This window comes from uncultured Paraglaciecola sp., from assembly GCF_937123705.1.
Taxonomy (GTDB): domain Bacteria; phylum Pseudomonadota; class Gammaproteobacteria; order Enterobacterales; family Alteromonadaceae; genus Paraglaciecola.
Genome location: NZ_CAKZKO010000038.1, coordinates 65,494 through 86,650, shown reverse-complemented (window position 1 = coordinate 86,650; position 21,157 = coordinate 65,494). Strand labels below are relative to the sequence as shown.

12 protein-coding genes are annotated in these 21,157 nt (G+C 40.1%); all 12 read left to right on the top strand.

What is annotated here, in order from left to right:
• Window positions 1-2,040: a carboxy terminal-processing peptidase gene (gene prc, locus Q0688_RS06620; protein WP_299074385.1), complete on the top strand. Its 2,040-nt coding sequence runs from the start codon at window positions 1-3 to the stop codon at window positions 2,038-2,040.
• A gap of 71 nt (window positions 2,041-2,111) precedes the next feature.
• Window positions 2,112-3,449, top strand: coding sequence for a sodium-dependent transporter (locus Q0688_RS06615; protein ID WP_299074383.1), 1,338 nt, complete (start codon window positions 2,112-2,114; stop codon window positions 3,447-3,449).
• 53 nt (window positions 3,450-3,502) lie between these two features.
• On the top strand, window positions 3,503-4,990 hold the full coding sequence (nhaC, locus tag Q0688_RS06610) for a Na+/H+ antiporter NhaC (RefSeq protein ID WP_299074381.1): 1,488 nt from the start codon (window positions 3,503-3,505) through the stop codon (window positions 4,988-4,990).
• Between the two features lie 68 nt (window positions 4,991-5,058).
• Complete coding sequence (gene pepN / locus Q0688_RS06605) at window positions 5,059-7,668, top strand: aminopeptidase N (RefSeq protein ID WP_299074368.1); 2,610 nt, start codon at window positions 5,059-5,061, stop codon at window positions 7,666-7,668.
• Between the two features lie 30 nt (window positions 7,669-7,698).
• A complete protein-coding gene (locus Q0688_RS06600; protein WP_299074366.1) occupies window positions 7,699-7,920 on the top strand; it encodes a DUF2835 family protein in 222 nt (73 codons plus the stop codon).
• A gap of 299 nt (window positions 7,921-8,219) precedes the next feature.
• Window positions 8,220-13,058 carry an NAD-glutamate dehydrogenase gene (locus tag Q0688_RS06595; RefSeq protein ID WP_299074364.1) on the top strand — a complete coding sequence of 1,613 codons (4,839 nt, stop codon included), beginning with the start codon at window positions 8,220-8,222 and terminating at the stop codon, window positions 13,056-13,058.
• A 77-nt stretch (window positions 13,059-13,135) separates the two neighbouring features.
• A complete protein-coding gene (gene pyrD, locus Q0688_RS06590) occupies window positions 13,136-14,143 on the top strand; it encodes a quinone-dependent dihydroorotate dehydrogenase (RefSeq protein WP_299074362.1) in 1,008 nt (335 codons plus the stop codon).
• A gap of 105 nt (window positions 14,144-14,248) precedes the next feature.
• Window positions 14,249-14,773, top strand: a complete 525-nt coding sequence (locus tag Q0688_RS06585) for a cell division protein ZapC domain-containing protein (protein ID WP_299074359.1) — start codon at window positions 14,249-14,251, stop codon at window positions 14,771-14,773.
• A 166-nt stretch (window positions 14,774-14,939) separates the two neighbouring features.
• Window positions 14,940-17,003 (top strand): bifunctional 23S rRNA (guanine(2069)-N(7))-methyltransferase RlmK/23S rRNA (guanine(2445)-N(2))-methyltransferase RlmL, encoded by a 2,064-nt coding sequence (gene rlmKL / locus Q0688_RS06580; RefSeq protein ID WP_299074653.1) that lies wholly within the window; start codon window positions 14,940-14,942, stop codon window positions 17,001-17,003.
• A 1-nt stretch (window position 17,004) separates the two neighbouring features.
• Window positions 17,005-17,238: a glutaredoxin family protein gene (locus Q0688_RS06575; protein WP_299074357.1), complete on the top strand. Its 234-nt coding sequence runs from the start codon at window positions 17,005-17,007 to the stop codon at window positions 17,236-17,238.
• Window positions 17,235-19,148: an ABC transporter ATP-binding protein gene (locus tag Q0688_RS06570; RefSeq protein WP_299074355.1), complete on the top strand. Its 1,914-nt coding sequence runs from the start codon at window positions 17,235-17,237 to the stop codon at window positions 19,146-19,148. The genes Q0688_RS06575 and Q0688_RS06570 overlap by 4 nt, the downstream gene beginning before the upstream one ends.
• A 61-nt stretch (window positions 19,149-19,209) precedes the next feature.
• Window positions 19,210-20,928 (top strand): DUF3466 family protein, encoded by a 1,719-nt coding sequence (locus tag Q0688_RS06565; RefSeq protein ID WP_299074353.1) that lies wholly within the window; start codon window positions 19,210-19,212, stop codon window positions 20,926-20,928.
• The last annotated feature ends 229 nt before the right edge of the window (window positions 20,929-21,157 follow it).

Sequence of the window (21,157 nt, the reverse complement as noted above, 5' to 3'; positions counted from 1 at the left end):
ATGATTAAATCAATTCGACTATCAGTGGTATCCGCTTTATTGGTAATGAGCGGTGGCTCTATGGCAATAGAGAGCAAGCTGGGAGTTAAAGACCTACCCAAACTCACTCAGGAATCCCAGCATGTTGCTTCTGCGAAAAGGGTCTCTTCGCAGTTTCTGCGAGCTCACTATAAACAAATTGATTTAGACGATCAGTTATCTACTAAGATATTTGATCGATTTTTACGTTCTTTAGACTTTAATCGTAATGTGTTCAGTTCTGAAGACATTAAGCGTTTTTCAGCCTACAAAACTAAATTTGATGATGCCATTGAACAAGGCAATTTAAGTATTGCTTATGAAATTTATCAACTCAATATGCAACGTCGTGCGCAAAGGTACGAGTATGCACTGACGCTGTTGGATAAGGAATTTAACTTTGAATTGCCTAACGATAAATTTGTCTACGATCGTGAAGATGCGCCTTGGGCCAAAAACACCCAAGAACTAGACGAGTTATGGCGTCAACGGGTGAAATATGACGCCCTTAATTTAAAATTAGCCGGTAAAGATTGGCCAAAAACCCAAGAGTTACTGACGAAACGCTATGAAAGGGCCATAAAGCGCTTGACTCAAACATCTAGCGAAGATGTCTTTCAAACTTTGATGAACTCTTTTGCTCGGAGTATTGAGGCCCACACTAGCTATTTGTCTCCACGAAACGCTGAACGATTCCAAATGGCCATGAACCTATCTTTTGAAGGGATAGGAGCAGTATTGCTCAGTGAAGACGACTTTACGGTTATTCGCAGTGTAGTACCAGGTGGCCCAGCTGACTTATCTAACAATATTAAACCTGAAGATAAAATTGTAGGCGTGGCACAAGACAAAGATGAATTTGTAGATGTAATAGGTTGGCGTTTAGACGAAGTAGTTGAATTAATAAAAGGGCCTAAGGGCAGTGTTGTTAAGCTACAAGTGGTAAAAGGTTCTTCAGAGTCGTCAGTACCTGTGGTTGTCACTCTCACGCGCGACAAAATTAAGCTAGAAGACAGAGCGGCTAAATCCGAGGTGTATGTGCCTAAGGATGGCCCTAACAAAGATCAAAAACTTGGGGTGATTTCCATTCCTTCTTTTTATAACAATCTGCATAAAGATGTTATCAAAGAAATTAACAGTCTTAATGAACAAGGCGTACAGGGCGTCATTGTTGACTTACGTGGAAATGGTGGCGGTTCACTCACCGAGGCCACTTTACTTTCAGGGTTGTTTATCGACAAAGGCCCTGTTGTACAAATCCGCGACGGTGCAGGTCGGATTCGGATTGAAAAAGACGTGGACGGAAAAGTGGTTTATGACGGGCCGCTAACGGTGCTGGTTGATCGTTACAGTGCTTCGGCGTCTGAAATATTTGCCGCAGCTATGCAAGATTACAACCGTGCACTTATTTTGGGTGAGCAAACCTTTGGTAAAGGCACAGTACAACAGCATAGACCCTTAGGAAGAATTTATGATTTGTATGAGAATCCTTTAGGCAGTGTGCAATTTACCATAGCGAAGTTTTATCGAATAAACGGCGGCAGTACCCAACATAAAGGTGTCATTCCAGATATTTTGTTTCCTTCTGTAATTGATCATGCTGACTGGGGAGAAAGCCAAGAAGATAATGCATTACCTTGGGATAGTATTGCGAGGGCTAATTACACTACTTTTGGTGAAAATAAAAATACCGTAAAAGGATTAACCGCATTACATAATCAACGTATTAAAGAGGAATTTAACTACATTTATGATGATGTAGAGCGATATAAAATAAAGAAAGAAGACAAAACTATTTCATTAGTCGAGACACAACGACTAAAAGAAAAGTCTGAGAATGAAAAGCGTAACTTAAAGCGAACCAACGAACGTTTGGTGCGACTTGGGTTGGAAAAGGTAGACAATTTGGATGATTTACCTGATGCACTTGAAGACGTTGATCCTTTTTTAGATGAGGCAGCGAACATCACTTACGATGTGCTAGCGGTTGGAAAATACGCTATCAACAACAAAAAGAATTAGTAGAAATTAAAGAGGGCTGCCATTTGCAGCCCTTTCCAGTCCAAACATAATAAAAATAATAAGGGTAAAATATGGCTGCACGTGGAGAGTTTTCGTCTCGAATGGGATTTGTGCTGGCTGCTGCTGGTTCAGCAGTGGGGTTAGGAAACATTTGGGGGTTTCCAACACAAGTTGCAAGTAATGGCGGTGCAGCTTTTGTGCTGGTTTATATTATTTTGGCCTTTCTTTTAGCTTATCCAGTGTTGATGGCAGAATTGATTATTGGCCGCGCGACCCGCTCAAATATGGTTGATGCTTTAGGAAAGATTTCCGGCAGTAATATAGGTCGAGCAACGGGTGTATGGGGTTTTATCACCGTTTCTTTAATCCTCTCGTTTTATGCCATAGTGGCCGGGTGGATGTTGTCACATTTTCTACAAACCATCAGCGACATCTTAGGTCAAGATACCTTATCAACATGGTTAGTTACTTCGTCATACACTAGAGATATTCTTTTCAGTGGCATTTTTCTGTGTCTGACCGCCAGTATAGTTACGGGCGGAGTTAGAGGCGGTATTGAACGCTGGTCGGTGCGCTTGATGCCAGCATTATTCATTATTATTGCTTTGTTAATTATCTATGTATCAACCTTAGAGGGGGCTGTTGAAGGTTGGAAGGCATATTTACTACCTAATTTTAGTGTCATTATGGAGCCAAAACTACTGATCAGCGCAATGGGGCAGGCGTTTTTCTCCATGTCTTTAGGCGTGGGTACTATGTTGGTCTATGGCTCCTATGTTAGTAACAAAGAAAACCTGCCTACTCTGGGTGCTTCAGTGGCTTTGGTGGATATAGGGGTCGCCATCTTGGCTGGCATGTTAATCATTCCAGCGATGTACGTAGCCTTACATAATGGTGTCGTTATTTTTTCTGAAAGTGGGGCCTTAATTGAAGGGCCCAATCTTATTTTTGCCGTTCTGCCATCGTTATTTGAAAGTATGGGTACAGTAGGGACTTATGTCGCCTTTGTATTTTTCGCTTTAATGATAATTGCAGCGCTCACATCTTCTATATCTATGCTTGAAGTGCCTGTGGCTTATGTGGTGGAAAGCAAGGGCTTAGGCAGAAAACGGGCTGTATGGATTTTGGCATGCTTCGTCTTTGTAACCAGTTCAACTATTGCATTTAATATGGGCAGTCTATTTGGATTTGTTATTGATTTAACTACTAAATATAGCCAACCTTTACTGGGTTTAGTGCTATGTATTTTTGCCGGTTGGGTATGGAAGCGAGATCAAATTCTAGCCGAATTAAAGCAAGGAAATGAACAAGCAGAAAATAGTCTGTTTTGGAAGATATGGCCTTGGTATGTACGTTTTGTATGTCCAGTGGTGATAGCCGTGATGTTTTACCGTTCGATAGTGGGTTAAAAACCACCATTTAGATTTATACCCAATTTAAACTTTCAGGATGGTAAAACATTATGACAATTGAAAAACCTAAGGTAGAAGCATCTCTATCTGATGCACTCATTCCCATCGTAATACTGGTCACTCTTTTGGGTAGTTCAGTCTATTTATTTGAGGACAATTCTTCTTTTGGCCCTAACCAAATTGCCTTGTTAGTTGCTATGGGGATAGCAGCGATTATTGGCCTAAAAAACGGTTATAGCTGGGACGATATTGAACAAGGGATCATCAAGGGAATATCCCGTTCGTTAGGTGCAATCCTTATCTTACTTGCCGTTGGCTCGCTAATTGGTACCTGGATGTTAGCCGGCACAGTACCCACCCTTATATATTACGGTTTAGACTTATTAAATCCGTCGATGTTTTACGCCGCCAGTTGTTTAATTTGTGCCATTGTTGCCATGAGCATAGGTAGTTCCTGGACCACAGCGGCCACTGTTGGTGTGGCCCTGATGGGGGTATCTATTGGTATGGGTATGTCTGAAGCCATTACTGCAGGGGCAATTATTTCGGGCGCATATTTTGGGGATAAAATATCGCCTCTGTCAGAAACCACTAACTTGGCACCGGCTATAGCTGGAACTAACTTATTTGAACATATTCAATATATGCTTTGGACAACTGTGCCTAGTATAGTTATCACTTTAATCTTGTTTGTTGTTATAGGCTTTGGTGCGGATTTACCTGAATCAGCAAAAGGCATTGAAGAAATGCAAGGGTTGTTGCAGCAAGAGTTTAATTTAGGGCTGCATATGCTGATTCCCTTAGTTGTGTTACTAACCATGGCCATTAAAAAAGTTCCTGCATTTCCTGCGGTTGCTATTGGTGCATTGCTAGGCGGTATTTGGGCAGCTATTTTTCAGCCAGAAGTCATAGCAAGTTTATCTGAAGAAGGTGTCGGGGCGCTTCAAAGTTCAATTATAGTGGTTTGGACCGCGTTGTTTGACGGCGTAAGTTTCTCAACCTCCAGTGATACACTCAATAGCTTGTTAAGTCGTGGTGGTATGTCGAGTATGCTAAATACAATTTGGCTTATTATGTGTGCCATGACATTTGGAGCGGTACTAGAACGAGTAGGGCTACTAAAAAGAGTCGTGAGCGCCTTTTTAAAAGGAGCCACTACAGCCGGTGACATGATCACTCGTACAATTTTGACCTGTATAGGCACTAACGTAATTACTGCCGACCAATATATGGCGATTGTTATGCCCGGCAGAATGTACAAAAATGAATTTGAAAAACGTGGCTTACATCAACTTAACTTGTCTCGTAGTTTAGAAGATGGCGGCACATTAACGTCACCGCTGATACCTTGGAATACCTGTGGTGTATACATGCATGGCGTTTTGGCGGTGAATCCTTTAGATTATATTTTCTACACGTTTTTTAATTTGATCAATCCTGTTTTAGCTATTGTTTATGCCTACATTGGGATTAAAATTTTACGTATTCCCGTACCAGAGATCGCTTCTGAGCCTAATTTTAGCGAAACCAAAGCCTAGCGTTGACTTGTTGTCTGCTCAACAAGTCTCGCTGGTCGAGATAACCTGATCCCATTCTTGAGAATTTAATGTCCACAATTATTCCCGCAGTAAAAAAACGTAGCGATTATAAAGCACCTGATTTTTTAATTGAGCATGTTGAACTTAGCCTTAGCTTGCATGAAACCGAAACAAAAGTGGTATGCATTTCTACCGTCACGAGAAACGGTCATCACAATAGGCCATTGATTTTGGATGGTGAAGGTATAACCCTGTCGTCAGTGCATATTGATGACAGCGAGATCACCAACTTCCAACAAACAGATTCTACTTTGACAGTTACGACGAGTCGTCACCAATTTAGCTTACGCATTGAGAATACAGTCAATCCTAAGGATAACTCTACTCTTGAAGGTCTGTATCTTTCGGCCGGTGCTTATTGCACTCAATGCGAAGCAGAAGGTTTTAGAAAAATCACCTACTTCTTAGACAGACCCGATGTGCTGGCTACCTACGACGTCACTATAAATGCTGACAAACAACAGTTCCCATTTTTGTTATCTAACGGCAATAAAGTCGATTCAGGGGACTTAGAAAACGGCCAACATTGGGTAAAATGGTCTGATCCCTTTAAGAAACCCTGTTATTTATTTGCTCTGGTGGCAGGGGACTTCGATGTTTTGAAAGATAGTTTCACCACTCAATCTGGTAGAGACATTGCCTTAGAATTGTTTGTGGATAAGGGCATGCTTGGCCGAGGTCAGCACGCCTTGGATTCTCTAAAAAAGGCCATGAGTTGGGACGAGAAAGAGTTTGGGCTTGAATATGATCTAGATATCTACATGATAGTCGCCGTAGACTTTTTTAATATGGGAGCGATGGAAAACAAAGGGTTGAATGTATTCAATAGTAAATTTGTGTTGGCCAATGCAGAAACGGCTACAGATGAAGATTACTTTAATATCGAGGCCGTTATCGCCCATGAATACTTTCATAACTGGACAGGCAACAGAGTGACCTGCCGCGATTGGTTTCAGTTAAGTCTCAAAGAAGGACTGACAGTTTTTCGCGATCAACAATTTAGCGCCGATATGTCATCGCCAATTGTTAACCGCATTAAAAATGTAAAGATCATCCGAGAGCATCAATTCGCCGAAGATGCTAGCGCCATGTCTCACCCCATCAGGCCTGATGAAGTAATTGAAATGAATAATTTCTATACCGTCACTGTGTATGACAAAGGTGCAGAAGTGATCAGAATGTTATTTACTTTATTAGGTAAAACAGGGTTTTTGGCCGGTATCAAGCTGTATTTTAAGCGCTTTGATGGACAAGCCGTTACCTGCGATGATTTTGTACAAGCGATGCAAGACGCCAATGATAAAGACTTAACCCAATTTAGGCTATGGTATAGTCAATCCGGTACACCTAAGGTAATAGTGACAGACGCTTATGATGCCGAGGCAAAGACTTATCGTATCGATTTTGAACAAAAGCATGAGGCTACATTTGACCAAACGGATAAACAAAACTTGCTTATTCCTTTGCAATTTAGTTTGTTAAACGAGGTTCAACAGCCATTAAAACTAACGTCTACTGGTGAACAACAAACAACATTAGAGCTAACAGACACTCACCACAGCTTTGAACTAACCGGCATAGAAGCGCGGCCGATCCCTTCATTACTCCATGGCTTTAGTGCGCCAGTTAAACTCGATTATCAATACAGTCAGCAACAGTTAGCTAGAGTAATGACAGGTTCGCCCGATGAGTTTAGTCGCTGGGATGCAGGACAAAAATTATTTAGTGACTGTATTCACGGGTTAGCAGGCAAGAATCAACAGCAGCAAAATGCCTCACTCAATCAAACCTTGGCTATGTTTGAACCCATTATTGAAGCAACGGATATTTCATTGGCATTAAAAGCCGAGATATTAACCTTGCCCAGTTTCGAGACCTTATTCCAACAAAAAAGCGTAGTAGACGTAGACATATTGCATAAATCTCGCAAGCAGCTATTTACAGCGTTAGCCACCACATACCAAAGCAACTGGTTGACCCATTACTCTCGCTTTGAAAAACAACCTTATGCCTATGAAGCACAACAGGTTGAACAAAGAAAAATGCGTAATCTGGCACTAAAATATATCACTCTGTCAAAAGACGCAGGGGCTGAGCAATTATTAGCTGAGCAATTTAATCATGCCGATAATATGACCGATACTTTGGGTGTATTAAGTGCGGCACAATTGGGCGACCTAGACTTTTTTGAAAAGCTGATGTTAGATTTTGAACAAAAATGGCATAGCGATCCATTAGTATTAGATAAGTGGTTTGCGCTACATGGGAATACTGAGCGTAAAGATATTCTGGCGCGTTTAAGTATGTTGATGCAGCACAATCAATTTACCATAAACAATCCCAATAGAGTGAGAGCTTTAATAGGTACCTTTAGTTTTTACAATGTGGCTGGATTTCACAATATTGACGGTTCAGGCTATAAGTTTGTTGCTGATTATTTAATTAAATTAAATGAAGTGAATCCACAAGTTGCAGCACGGATCATCACGCCTCTAATTCAATGGCAAAAAGTCGATAAAGTTAGGCAGGAGTTAATGCAACATCAACTGATGCGTATCGGTGATACAAAAGGATTAAGTAAAGATCTGTTTGAAAAAATCACCAAGAGTTTGCCGTAAAGCTTATGGGCTCAGTAAGTTAAAGATAAGATGCAAACCTTCTACTTCACTTTGGCGCACAAATATGAATTCTGCGAACAATTATATTATCCAGGTATCAATACAGTAGTAATGCGGGCTGAAAACGGTAAACGGATCCAATTGCCAGTTAAAAACTTGCGTCCACACGTCAGTCCTATTGGTATCAATGGAAGATTTAGATTAATAATCGATGATGATAATAAAATTGTGAGTTTTGAAAAAATTGCGTAGCAGGGCGCTATTTTTTTGAAAATATATTTGCATAAGTATCTATCAACAATCCAAGTTATAGGCCCTTTAGGGCCTTTTTTATGCTTTGAATTTGCATAGCTATTAATTTTGTTAAAAACACGTAAATATAAGGCTTTAATTAAGGCAATATTTTAGCGAGAATAGCCCTATAAAATACGAAAAACTGTATATATCTCAGTATTTTGTCTAGTCTAGTAAGGTAAACCTTAGAAACCTTTGGTTGCTTGATAGCGACAAATTTCCAATCACTAACATGTTATATAGGAATGGATAAGCATATGACGGTTGCAGATAACCAACATTCAGTTCTACTTGAAAATGTCTATAAATTAATCAGCAAAAAAGTGGCACCTAATCAGGTTGAGCAGGTGACCAATTTTTCAAAAATACTCTTTAAAAATGTTGCCAGAGACGATTTGGATAATCGCAGTGATGATGATCTTTATGGTGCAACCTTAAGTTTGTGGAATCAGTTTGTAGATTACAAAGGTGATGCCCCCTTCATTCGCGCCTTTAACCCTGATATTGCTAAACATGGCTGGCAATCAACCCATACAATTGTAGAAATTATTGTGACAGACATGCCATTTTTAGTTGATTCTGTGCGTATGGCGTTAAACAAAATTGGTATAACCGCACATTTATTATTACATTGCCCTATTGCCCTTAAGCGCGACACACAAAACCGATTCTGTTCTTTCGAGGATGCCAGCAAAAAATCAAAGCAAGTCGTTAGACAAACCGTATTCTTGATCGAGGTCGACAGGCAAACAACAAAACTCGCATTAGATAAACTTACCAAAGAGTTAATGTCTGTGGTGAATGATGTGTCATTGGCCGTTGAAGACTGGCAACCAATGCGAGCTCGGCTAACAGATATTATTGCCGATTTTAAAGCAAGTAAATATCCTATATCTGCTGAGCAAAAAGCTCAAACCGAAAAGTTTCTGGCATGGCTAAATGACCATAATTTCACCCTTATGGGTTACCGCTCCTATACAGCTAAAGGGATAAAAGGAGATTATCGTTGGGTTGCCGATAACGATAGTAGTTTAGGGTTAATGAAAAACTCTAAGACCATGCGCGATCGAGTGCTATCAAATATTCCAGCATCCGCTAGAGAAGAAGCATTAAGTTCAAATCCCTTAATGCTAACTAAAACAAACTCACGCTCTAGGGTCCATCGCCCAGCGTACTTAGATTATGTAGGAATTAAACGCTTTGACGATGCCGGCAATGTTATAGGTGAAGATAGATTTATTGGGCTATATTCTGCGTCATTTTATAATAGTGGTGCCACACAATTGCCCGTATTACGAGAAAAAATTAATGCCATATCAGAGTTATCAGGATTTGATCCTGGCTCTCATGGACATAAAGCGTTTCTCAATATTATCGAAACCTATCCTCGCGATGAGCTGCTTCAAGGCAGCATAAAAGAGCTTGCACAAATTGTTTTGGGTATCTTCCAAATGCAAGAGCGGGGCATATCGAGACTATTTGTACGCAAGGATGTATTTGGACGCTTTGTTTCTTGTATGGTGTATGTACCAAGGGAGCGATACAACACCAAGTTACGTAAAGATACCCAAGAACTATTGAAAAACTCTTTTTCTAGTGAACAAGATGTTGAATTTACTACTTATTTTTCAGAGTCTGTGTATGCAAGAACCCATTACATCGCCAGAGTGAAAAACAACAATGCGGAATATAATGTGAAGGAAATTGAAAAGAACATCATAGAACTTAATAAAAGCTGGGATGACAGACTTGCTAACACTATTCGCTCCAATCACGGGGAAGCCAAAGGAATAGAACTAGAGCAAAAATATGCTAATGGGTTTCCTAGTAGTTATAAAGAATACAATATGCCCAGTGCTGCATTAATTGATATAGATAAACTTGAGTTGCTCAATAGCTCCCACACATTAGATATGCTGTTTTATCGGCCACAAGAAGAAGGACCAGAAAGTAAAGCCGTTAGATTAAAGTTATTTCATAAAAATGAACCAATCCATTTATCTGCCGTGTTACCCATGCTTGAAAATTTTGGTCTGCGGGTAATCGATGAAAGTCCCTTTAAAATTACCCAGACACAAGGCGATGTAAATTGGATTATGGATTTTTCAATGTTACATAACACCAGTAATGATATGGACATGGAACAGGCTCAAACGTTATTTCAGACGGCATTTTCAGACGTTTGGTATAATGCTTTAGAAGATGACCCCTTTAACCGCTTAGTCTTGGGTGCGGGTTTAACCGGACGAAACGTCACGATTTTACGTTCATATGCAAAATATATGCGTCAAATTGGCAGTTCTTTTAGTCGCGACTACATTGCCAATACTCTGGCGAATTACCCTAAGATAGCCACACTTTTAGTGCAATTATTTCAACAAAAATTTGATCCTAAAGCTAAACGCAATAGCAAGGTTGAAGAAACTACACTCAATAGCATTAAAGAACAGCTTGATAGTGTGTCTAATCTTGATGACGACCGAATTATCCGTCGTTATCTGGATTTGATCTTGGCGACATTACGTACCAATTTTTATCAAAAAGACGAACAGGGGCTTCAAAAACCCTATGTTTCATACAAAATGTTACCCGAATTGATCCCCGAGATGCCGTTACCTCGGCCTAAATTTGAAATTTTTGTATACTCACCACGCATTGAAGGTGTACACCTTAGAGGTGGAAAAGTTGCACGAGGCGGTTTACGTTGGTCAGATAGACAAGAAGATTTTAGAACTGAAATTTTAGGTTTGGTCAAAGCCCAACAAGTTAAAAATACTGTCATAGTACCAGTGGGGGCTAAAGGTGGTTTTGTTTGTAAAAGTCTCCCCATGGATCAGGGGCGCGAAGCCTTTCAAAAAGAAGGTCAAGAGTGTTACAAAATATTCATTCGTAGCTTATTGGATATCACAGACAATATTATTGAAGGCAAAGTAGTCCATCCAAAAGATGTCGTTAGACTTGATGAAGATGACGCGTACTTAGTCGTCGCCGCTGACAAAGGAACAGCAACTTTTTCTGATATTGCTAATGGTATATCAGATGAATTTAACTTTTGGCTAGGTGATGCATTTGCCTCTGGCGGTAGCATTGGTTATGACCATAAAAAAATGGGAATAACCGCAAAAGGCGCTTGGGAATCAGTAAAACGTCACTTTAGAGAAATGGGTAAAGATTGCCAAACCACTGACTTTACATGTGTAGCCGTCGGCGACATGGCAGGTGATGTGTTTGGCAACGGCATGCTGTTATCTACTCATACCAAACTGGTATGTGCATTTAACCACTTACATATCTTTTTTGATCCAAACCCTAATATTGAAACTAGCTACAAAGAGCGTCAAAGATTATTCGAAAATCCATCCTTAAGCTGGGATGACTATGATAGAGATCTCATTTCAAAAGGGGGAGGGATTTTCAGTCGCTCTGCTAAGTCTATTAAGCTAACCGCAGAAATGAAAAAGTGGCTCGGCACTAAACAACAAAACATGACACCTAATGAACTTATTCATAATGTTTTGAAGATGCCGGTTGATCTAATATGGAACGGCGGTATTGGTACTTACGTTAAGAGTACCAAAGAAACCCATGCTCAAGTTGGGGACAGAGCCAACGATGATGTACGAGTAAACGGTAACGAACTACGAGCCAAGATTATTGGTGAAGGGGGGAACTTAGGAACTACTCAACTTGGGCGCATCGAGTTTGCGGCCAATGGTGGTAGGGTAAATACAGATTTTATTGACAATGTGGGTGGTGTAGATTGCTCTGACAATGAAGTGAATATCAAAATTTTACTTAATTCTTTGGTCAATGCCGGTGATCTTACCGTTAAGCAGCGTAACAAAATCTTGTATGACATGACCGATGAAGTAGGTGACTTGGTTATTCAAGATTGTTACCGTCAAACAGAGTCAATTTCTATATCGGCGTTAGGTGGCGTAGGGCAACTTAGAGAGCAATTACGTTTTATCCATGGATTAGAGCGAGAAGGCTATTTAAACAGAGAGCTAGAATTTATTCCTGGCGATGATGAGATATCTGATCGCCTCTCAAAATCTACGGGATTAACACGACCAGAATTATCGGTATTGATTGCCTATGGTAAAATGGTTATGAAAGAGCAATTTAACATTGCTTCAATCACCGATAATCCATACCACGGTAAGTTGCTAATCGAAGCGTTTCCTAAAAAATTACAAGAAAATTTCTCTGAGCAGATGCAACAACACCCTCTTAGAAGTGAAATTATTGCCACTAAGCTCACCAATAACATTATTAATGATATGGGGATGAATTATGTGTTTAGAATTCAGGAAGAAACCGGAGCGGCTGTTGATGAAATAGCCTCAGCATATTCGGTTGTTAAAGCGATATTCGGTATGGACACTTTATGGAGAGAAGTCGAAGCCCTCGACAATAAAGTCTCATCAGAAGTACAGTTACGGATGCTTGATAGTATGCGACGAAACTTACGCCGCGCATCCCGCTGGTATTTGCGCCATGGTATTAAAACCCTCTCTATCCAAGAGGCAATCAATAGTTATCGTTCTACTTTTGACGATTTATTTACAAATATTCAGGAATACTTAGTTAAGAGCGAATACCAACAACTTGAAAGCGCTAGCCTTGAGTTAACCAAAGCGGGTGTACCTGAGTCTATCGCCTATAAAGTGGCATCACTTAGTAATATGTTCCCATGTATGGACTTGGCCCAAATTGCGGAAACCGAACAACGCAATATAGACCTTGTATCCAATCTGTACTTTAAATTAGGCTCTAAACTTGAATTACATTGGTTCTTGGCGCAAATAGATAATCAAACTGTAAGTAACCATTGGCAAGCATTGGCTCGTGCTTCGTATCGTGAAGAACTTGACTGGCAGCAAAGGTCAATAACCACAGTATTATTAGCTTCAGCGCCAGATAGTAACGATGCAGAGTTAATACTAAAAAATTGGATGGATAACAACCAAGTGCTATTGGATCGTTGGTATCACATGATGTCAGAGTTTAGAACCAGCAGCACCCACGAATTTGCTAAATTTTCAGTTGCCTTACGAGAATTAATGCTATTGAGTATCAACGCTAACAATTAACAGTAAGCCTGTTATTTTTACAAAGCCCTGTTTTTCGTGTAAACGTAGCAGGGCTTTTTTATGTATAAAGAGAAATTATGTACCCACTTATCCAAAAATTATTATTTACCCAAGACGCCGAATGGAGTCACGACTTCACCATCAACTGGCTTAAACGCACGCAACATAACCTGCTTAATTGTATGTATAAGCAAAAGATCGCCGATAAACCTGTGCAAGCATTTGGGTTAACTTTCAAAAACCCTGTAGGTTTGGCTGCAGGTCTGGATAAAAATGGAGAATGTATTGATGCCTTTGCCGCCATGGGATTTGGTTTTATCGAAATCGGTACGGTTACACCTAAGCCTCAATTGGGTAATGATAAGCCAAGAATGTTTAGATTGCCTCAAGGGCAGGCCATTATTAATAGGATGGGGTTTAACAATAAGGGCGTCGATAACCTAGTAGAAAATGTTAAGCGGTCAAAATATACAGGTATTTTAGGTATTAATATTGGTAAGAATAAGGATACCGCGGAAGAGCAGGCGTTAGATGATTACCTAATTTGTTTACGTAAAGTGTATCAATTTGCCAGTTATGTCACGGTTAATATCTCGTCACCCAATACTCCTGGACTGAGAAATTTACAGCATGGTCAAGCCTTAGATACCTTGTTAACAGGTCTAAAGAATGAACAACAATTGTTAGAAACCAAACATGGTAAATATGTGCCGATCTTAGTGAAGATCGCGCCCGATCTTAACGACCAAGAAATTGTCGACATGTCCAATTCTTTGATCAACGCCAAGATCGATGGAGTGATTGCAACCAACACTACTTTAGATAGAGAGCAAGTAACAGGCCAGCAATTTTCACAAGAAATGGGAGGCTTAAGCGGAGCAGTGTTAACCGCTAAAAGCCAGGCTGTAACTGAGAAACTCAGCGAAGTGATCGCAGGTAGAATACCGGTTGTAGGGGTAGGGGGTATTCACTCCGCAATGACTGCAAAAGCAAGGATCAAGGGCGGATCAACGCTGATCCAACTGTATTCTAGTTTGATCTACAGCGGACCAATAGTGATCAAAGAGATCGTTGATTCTATATAATGATCCTGCATTGATCTGGTGTTTTTAGACTAAATAAATACTCCAATAATTAGCAACATATGGTAGTTTTTAAGGCTATGTTGTCTTTAGAGTTTATATAGATTTATGCTTCGACCCAGATCAGATTGGTATTGGTTTTCTGAAAATAGTCAGCTTAAGTTGTCTATGGGCAAGGATTGGCAATGTACAACTGCCTATGGACAACAGCAGATAGTAGACTTACCCAAGTCCCATCAGCTTTTTAGTTTGTCGGATACTGAATGTTATCTAGGCTTCGCTGATCAGTTACTTAATAGTAGTGGCAAGTTTTCAGACGCGCAGCTTACCCACATAGTCATCAATGCTACCGCTGCCACCATGTTTCATAAGCCGGTTACGCCTAAAAGTTGGTTGTTTTACGAAATTGACTCCTATGGCGTACATCACAGTTTAGCCAAAGTCAGCAATGGTTTTAATTCTGGTGTAGTTTTATTGTTAACTGATGAACACGCACTAGCGACCTGTATGTTGATGTCGTCACAATTCCAACTGAGTGAAAAAAAATCGTTAAATCAGTTTGACTTAATTAAACTCGCCAAAACTCGTCTCGAACCGCTATTTCCAGAAGCTAGCTCACAATTGACTGCCTAGAACGGGTATGTAATACCAAACCACATAAATAACTCCTTGATTAAACATGCGCTTAGTGAACAATTCCCGTATAATCGCGGCCGTTTTAAACTAAGAGTTTCTTGAGCCAACTATGAGCCACAACACCTTCGAATTTTTAATCACTACCTCTAAGGGCCTAGACGGTATGCTATTAGAAGAAATAGCAGAAATATGCCCTGACGTAGCACTGAAATCTAAACCTGGACAGGTGTTGTTTAGTGGTGAGTTGGCCGACGCTTACAAGGTTTGTATATGGTCACGTTTGGCTAATCGGGTGTTAGTGAAACTTGCAGAGGGTGAAGTTAACTCAGCAGACGATGTCTATAAGATTACGGATCAAGCCAACTGGCCAACCCAGTTTGGGGTCAGCGATACCTTTATGGTGGATTTTACCGGTACCAACCAAAGTATCAACAATACCCAGTTTGGTGGGCTAAAAGTTAAAGATGCCATAGTCGATCAATTCACGACTTTTTTTGATGAACGCCCCTCTGTCAGTAAAATATCCCCTAACATCAGAATTCAAGCCCGCATGTGGCGTAGTATTCTAGGTATTTATATTGATTTGACCGGCCAAAGTTTGCACCAAAGACATTACCGCACAAAAACCGGACTTGCGCCGGTAAAAGAACATTTAGCCAGCGCCATGCTAATTAGAAGTGGCTGGACCAAGCACACCCACACACCTCTAATCGATCCTATGTGCGGCGCCGGGACCATAGCCATAGAAGCGGCGATGATTGCCTCTAATATGGCACCTGGTTTGAAAAGAGCGGCTTGGGGATTTGATGCCTGGAAAGGACATAACAAAAGTTGTTGGGAAAGTCTTATAATTGAAGCCGAACAAGCTCGACAGTCTCACAATAGCGTGATTTGGGCCAATGATATCGATGGTTCTATGGTCTCAGTTGCTAAAGAAAATGCCCATGCAGCGGGTGTATTCGACCAAATCAAGTTCTCCCAACAAGATGCCTGTGGTTTGCCCGCTACGGACTTACCCAGTGGCTATATGGTCAGCAATCCTCCGTATGGCGAAAGGTTAAGCGAAACCACTCAACTTATGCCAGTTTTTCAAAAGTGGGGCAGTTGGCTAAAAACAGAATTTAAGACTTGGCATCTTTCACTGCTTACTTCAGATCGTAATTTGTTGCGTCAAATGAAGCTAGCGGCCAAGAAAGAATACAAACTCATGAACGGTAAATTAGAATGTTTACTGGTAAATTTTGAGTTGGATGAGAAAAACTGCCAAGTTCGAGAAAACAAAACTATTAATAATGACTTTGCTAACCGCTTAAGCAAGAACTTGGTCAAAACCAACAAATGGTTAAAGAAGCAAAATACCAATTGTTATCGCATTTATGATGCAGACTTGCCTGAATATAATGTGGCTGTGGATAGATATGCCGACTATTTAGTGGTGCAAGAATATTCTGCTCCTAAAGATGTACCTGAGCATAAAGCTAAAAGGCGTGTACAAGAGGTGATGATGTCCTTGCCTCAGGTGACAGGTATTAGTGCCAATAATATTATTCTGAAAGTAAGAGAGCAGCAAAAAGGCAAAAACCAGTACCAAAAAGTATCTCAGCGTAAAGAAATCCTAGAAGTGTTTGAGAACGGCGCCAAATTTCAGGTTAATTTGTATGATTATCTCGATACTGGTTTGTTCTTAGATCACCGTATAACTCGGCAACTAATCCAGCAAAAATCTAAGTCCAAAGATGTCCTTAACCTATTTGCTTATACTGGCAGCGTATCGGTTCATGCCGCTTTAGGCGGCGCTAAATCTGTGACCACAGTAGATATGTCGAATACCTATATTGACTGGGCAAAAGAAAATTTCAAAATTAACCGATTAACCGGTGCCTATGAATTTATTCAAGCTGACTGTTTAACCTGGTTAAACAGACATAACGGCAAATACGATCTTATCTTTATCGATCCGCCGTCTTTTTCCAATTCAAAACGTATGGACGGCACCTGGGATGTACAAAGAGATCATGTCGCCTTGCTAACAGATGCCTTAACTTGCCTTAATCCAGGAGGGGAAATAGTGTTTTCTAATAACCTTAGGCAATTTAAGTTAGATGAGGCTGCAGTGAGAGAGTTGGGATTGAATATCAACAATATCTCAAAGCAAACCATACCCGAAGATTTTCAGCGTAATCCAAAAATCCACCATTGCTGGTCTTTAAGCAATGCAGCAGGGTGATATGGGCTTAATTTTATATACAGGACAGGGCTGTTGTTTATGTGAGCAAGCTGAAACCTTGTTAATGGAAGTAGACAAAAATGCGGCGGCCACAGTTCACAAAGTGGATGTACGCAGCAATACAGATTTGTACCATTTATATGGTGCGCGCATTCCGGTGTTATACCGCCAAGACACACAAAGTGAACTGCCTTGGCCATTCGATTCTTTTCAATTAGGTGAGTTTTTACGTTGAGTTTATTGCAGTTAAAAAATGCCAGTATCATTCTTGGCCATCCCCCTTTATTAAACGGTATTGAACTGGTTATACACCCAGGAGAGCGTTTGTGTTTGGTAGGACGTAATGGCTGTGGTAAGTCTACTTTACTAAAAGTAATAGAAGCAGACATTAAGCTAGACGATGGTCAGCGTTTGGTGAATAAAGACGTAAAAATCTCTCGATTACCACAAGATCCCCCCGCTAGTGTACAGTGCAGCCTGTTTGATTATGTAGCCGAAGGCTTGGCTGAAGTCGGGGAATATTTAAAAGGATATTTTCATCAAGCCGATTTAGTGGCCGAAGATCCTTCAGATGCCAATATGGCAAAGTTGGAATTTTATCAGCACAAACTCGATCATCATAACGGTTGGCAGTTTGAACAACGTATTCAACAAGTTCTCACTAAGTTGCAGCTTGACCCTAATCAGCAATTAAGTAACTTGTCTGGAGGGTGGCGCCGAAAAGCCGCATTAGCCAAAGCCATGGCGAGCGACCCGGATATTCTACTGCTTGATGAGCCGACTAACCATCTCGACATTGATATGATTAAATGGCTCGAAGACGCCATCAATAGTTACGCAGGGGCAGTGGTCTTTGTCAGTCACGATAGGGCATTTATCCGTAAAGTCGCCAGTCGTATCATTGATTTGGACAGAGGAAATTTAGTTAGTTATCCGGGCAATTATCAGGCCTACCTTGATCAAAAAGCCCATGATTTAGAAGTAGAAGAAACTCAAAATGCGTTATTTGATAAAAAATTAAGCATTGAAGAAACTTGGATCAGGCAAGGGGTAAAAGCCCGACGAACCAGAAACGAAGGCCGAGTACGGGCGCTTAAAGCGCTTAGAGTGGAACGTTCGCAACGTGCTAACAAGTTAGGCAAAGCTAAAGTCAGTGTTAGCGAGTCTAAGAGCTCGGGTAAAATTGTCTTTGAAACCGATAAATTGCATTACACCATAGCCGACAAGCTTATTGTTGAATCACTAACGACTACCATTTTAAGAGGCGAAAAGTTAGCTTTAGTGGGGCCCAATGGTTGTGGTAAAAGTACATTAATAAAGTTGTTGTTAGGACAACTATCGCCGACTACTGGCACAGTAAAGTCGGGCTCAAATATTGAAGTAGCCTACTTTGATCAACACAGAGACCAATTAAACGGCGAGCTCAAGGTGATTGATACTATTGCCGATGGACGTCGTGAAGTCACCATCAATAACAAAACGAAACATGTCATAAGTTATTTACAGGACTATTTATTTACTCCTGACCGAGTTAATTCGCCGGTGAAATCTTTGTCTGGTGGCGAGAAGAATCGTTTGTTATTAGCCAAATTGATGCTCAAGCCTAGCAATATTCTTATTCTCGATGAGCCTACCAATGACTTAGACGTTGAAACTTTAGAACTGTTAGAAGACACCATAAGTTCTTATCCAGGTACAGTAGTATTAGTTAGCCATGATAGAGAATTTGTTGATAATGTCGTGACTTCAAGTTATTTCTTTGAGGGTAATGGCATAGTTAGAGAGTTTGTTGGAGGTTATACCGATATCCACAATTGGTATTCACAACAAGCAGCAAAAAAAAACACACAGAAAACTAAACTCCCTGAAACTAAATCGCAGGCACAGAGTCCTAAAAGCACTTCGAAAGAAGTAAAAGCTAAAAAACTATCATATAAGTTACAACTTGAATTAGAATCGTTACCTTTGGAAATCGAAAGCCTTGAAACGCTCATTGAAAGTTTGCAAAAGCAGGTGAATTCACCAGACTTTTTTACCCAAGATGAATCAAAATCTAGTCCTGTGCTTACAGATTTAGCTGAAACAGAACAACGTCTTCAGCAAGCATACGAAAGATGGGATGAAATTGAAGCTATGCTCGACTAGTCGATTCGACATCATAAATATTAAAAATCAATAATTTAGTAGTAAGTAGGATTAATTATACATGACTAAAACAAGGCTAGCCGCCGCATTATCTATAGCCCTTTTGGTGGCTCCCATTAGCCAAGCAGCTAAGTATAGGGTCGTTGAACTTCCCGTTGGTAATGTTGGAGAAAATAGTTTCCCAAGTGCCATTAACAATAATGGCACTAGCATTGTTAACGTGTCCAACCCATACAATGTTCCCATTGATCTGACTTTATTAGACTTTGAATCAGACACCTTAATTGATGGGCTAACCGATGTAGAGTCTGCTAGTAATGGTGACTTTAATATTGCTGACTACGAAATATTATTAGGTTTAATACGTGCGGCAGATGGTTCTCAAAGTGCACAACAAATAGCAAGTAATATTAGCTTTTTGGTATCGGAAGGGGCTTCTAACTATATTGCTGGATTTGATCAACGCTTTGAGGGTGAAAACACTTTTTCACTTAGCACCAATAATATTACTAAAGATATTAATGACTTAGGTTTTGCAGTTGGCAGTGCAGAAGGATTCTACAAAAAAGTTAATTACACCTTTCAAACCGGCACTAGTGAAGGCGAGGAAAATACTTTTATCGTTCGTGATTTTGCTACCCGCGGGTTTGTAAATCTGCCTGATAATTCTGTGGTTGATTTACCTGCACCTGAAACCTTAGCCGGCGGGTTTAGCGAAGCTTATAGCATAAATGCAAATAATCAGGTGGTCGGTTATGGTACCACCTTGTTCACATCAGAATCATTGCAAGAGTCGGTAAACGAGTGCAATGATGATGAACAACGTTCAGATGTGCCTAAAGAGTCTTGTATCAGTAGTGTTATTAATTCGTTTTCTAGTTCAGTGAGTTCTTTTGCCCAATTAAGGGGATTGATTTGGCAGTTGGATTCTCAAGGAAACCTTGTGGACACTAAAGAGTTAGGCATACTCTTTGAGCCAGAAGAAGATGACACCCGAAATTACACTAGCCAAGCACTGGCGATTAACGATAACGGTATTGCGGTAGGTGTTTCAAATAATCTATATGTTGAAAAAGATGTGACTGTTACTCGTAATTACGCAGTGATATTTAACCAAGATGAAATTATCAACCTTACACCTGAAACAGATCGTAATGTTGCTCGTTCATCAAATGTGATCAGTTCAGCCGCTGATATAAATAACGATAATCTAGTGGTTGGTTATCAGGTGAAGTCTATTAATGGCGCTAATCGAACCAAGTTTTTTGTTTACGATATGAATTTGGCCGAAATGACTTTTCCAGAGGATTTCTTTTTAGGTTCATCGAGCGTGGCATTAGATATCAATAATAATGGCCTAGTTGTGGGCTATGGTGACATTGATGCTTCACTAACTGGACGTCGTACTGAAGGATTTTTGTATGATAATAACACCGGCCAATTTAATGGTTTGAGCGACTTAATCAGCTGTGATTCCCCCTATACACTAGTGCAAAGTAATAGTATTAATGATAATAATGAGATCTTGGCAACGGCATTATACAAAGGCCCCTCAAGGGATTTAACCGGTGAAGTGATACTCGACGATGACGGTAACCAAGTATTAGTCGATTTAGTGAAAGCTGTAAAATTAGTGCCTATTTCCGGCGGTGAATTAGAGAGTTGCGAAGAGCCTGTTGACGAAATTAACCGAGATAGACAAGGCGCCACTGCAACTTGGTTAATCGGGTTAGGTTTATTGCTTTTAACTTATAGACGAAAAACGTTTCGCATTAAATAGCCGAACTTAGTTTCATTTAAAAAACCGCCAAATGGCGGTTTTTTTACTTTTCTTCTAATACCATCATCTCTAACAATTCGAACCTAAATAATTATTAGGATGGATTGATATAAAACGACGTATTTATATACAAAATTAGTTTATAGCTAAAAAATTCAATTATTCAATAAGTTAAATAATGTCAATTTATATAAGTGCTATTTACTATTGAACCAAGCTTTCAGATCCA

Excerpts from the sequence above, each read along its gene's own strand:
- prc (WP_299074385.1), top strand. The coding sequence starts at position 1 with ATGATTAAATCAATTCGACTATCAGTGGTATCCGCTTTATTGGTAATG.
- Q0688_RS06615 (WP_299074383.1), top strand. The coding sequence starts at position 2,112 with ATGGCTGCACGTGGAGAGTTTTCGTCTCGAATGGGATTTGTGCTGGCT.
- nhaC (WP_299074381.1), top strand. The coding sequence starts at position 3,503 with ATGACAATTGAAAAACCTAAGGTAGAAGCATCTCTATCTGATGCACTC.
- pepN (WP_299074368.1), top strand. The coding sequence starts at position 5,059 with ATGTCCACAATTATTCCCGCAGTAAAAAAACGTAGCGATTATAAAGCA.
- Q0688_RS06600 (WP_299074366.1), top strand. The coding sequence starts at position 7,699 with ATGCAAACCTTCTACTTCACTTTGGCGCACAAATATGAATTCTGCGAA.
- Q0688_RS06595 (WP_299074364.1), top strand. The coding sequence starts at position 8,220 with ATGACGGTTGCAGATAACCAACATTCAGTTCTACTTGAAAATGTCTAT.
- pyrD (WP_299074362.1), top strand. The coding sequence starts at position 13,136 with ATGTACCCACTTATCCAAAAATTATTATTTACCCAAGACGCCGAATGG.
- Q0688_RS06585 (WP_299074359.1), top strand. The coding sequence starts at position 14,249 with ATGCTTCGACCCAGATCAGATTGGTATTGGTTTTCTGAAAATAGTCAG.
- rlmKL (WP_299074653.1), top strand. The coding sequence starts at position 14,940 with ATGCTATTAGAAGAAATAGCAGAAATATGCCCTGACGTAGCACTGAAA.
- Q0688_RS06575 (WP_299074357.1), top strand. The coding sequence starts at position 17,005 with ATGGGCTTAATTTTATATACAGGACAGGGCTGTTGTTTATGTGAGCAA.
- Q0688_RS06565 (WP_299074353.1), top strand. The coding sequence starts at position 19,210 with ATGACTAAAACAAGGCTAGCCGCCGCATTATCTATAGCCCTTTTGGTG.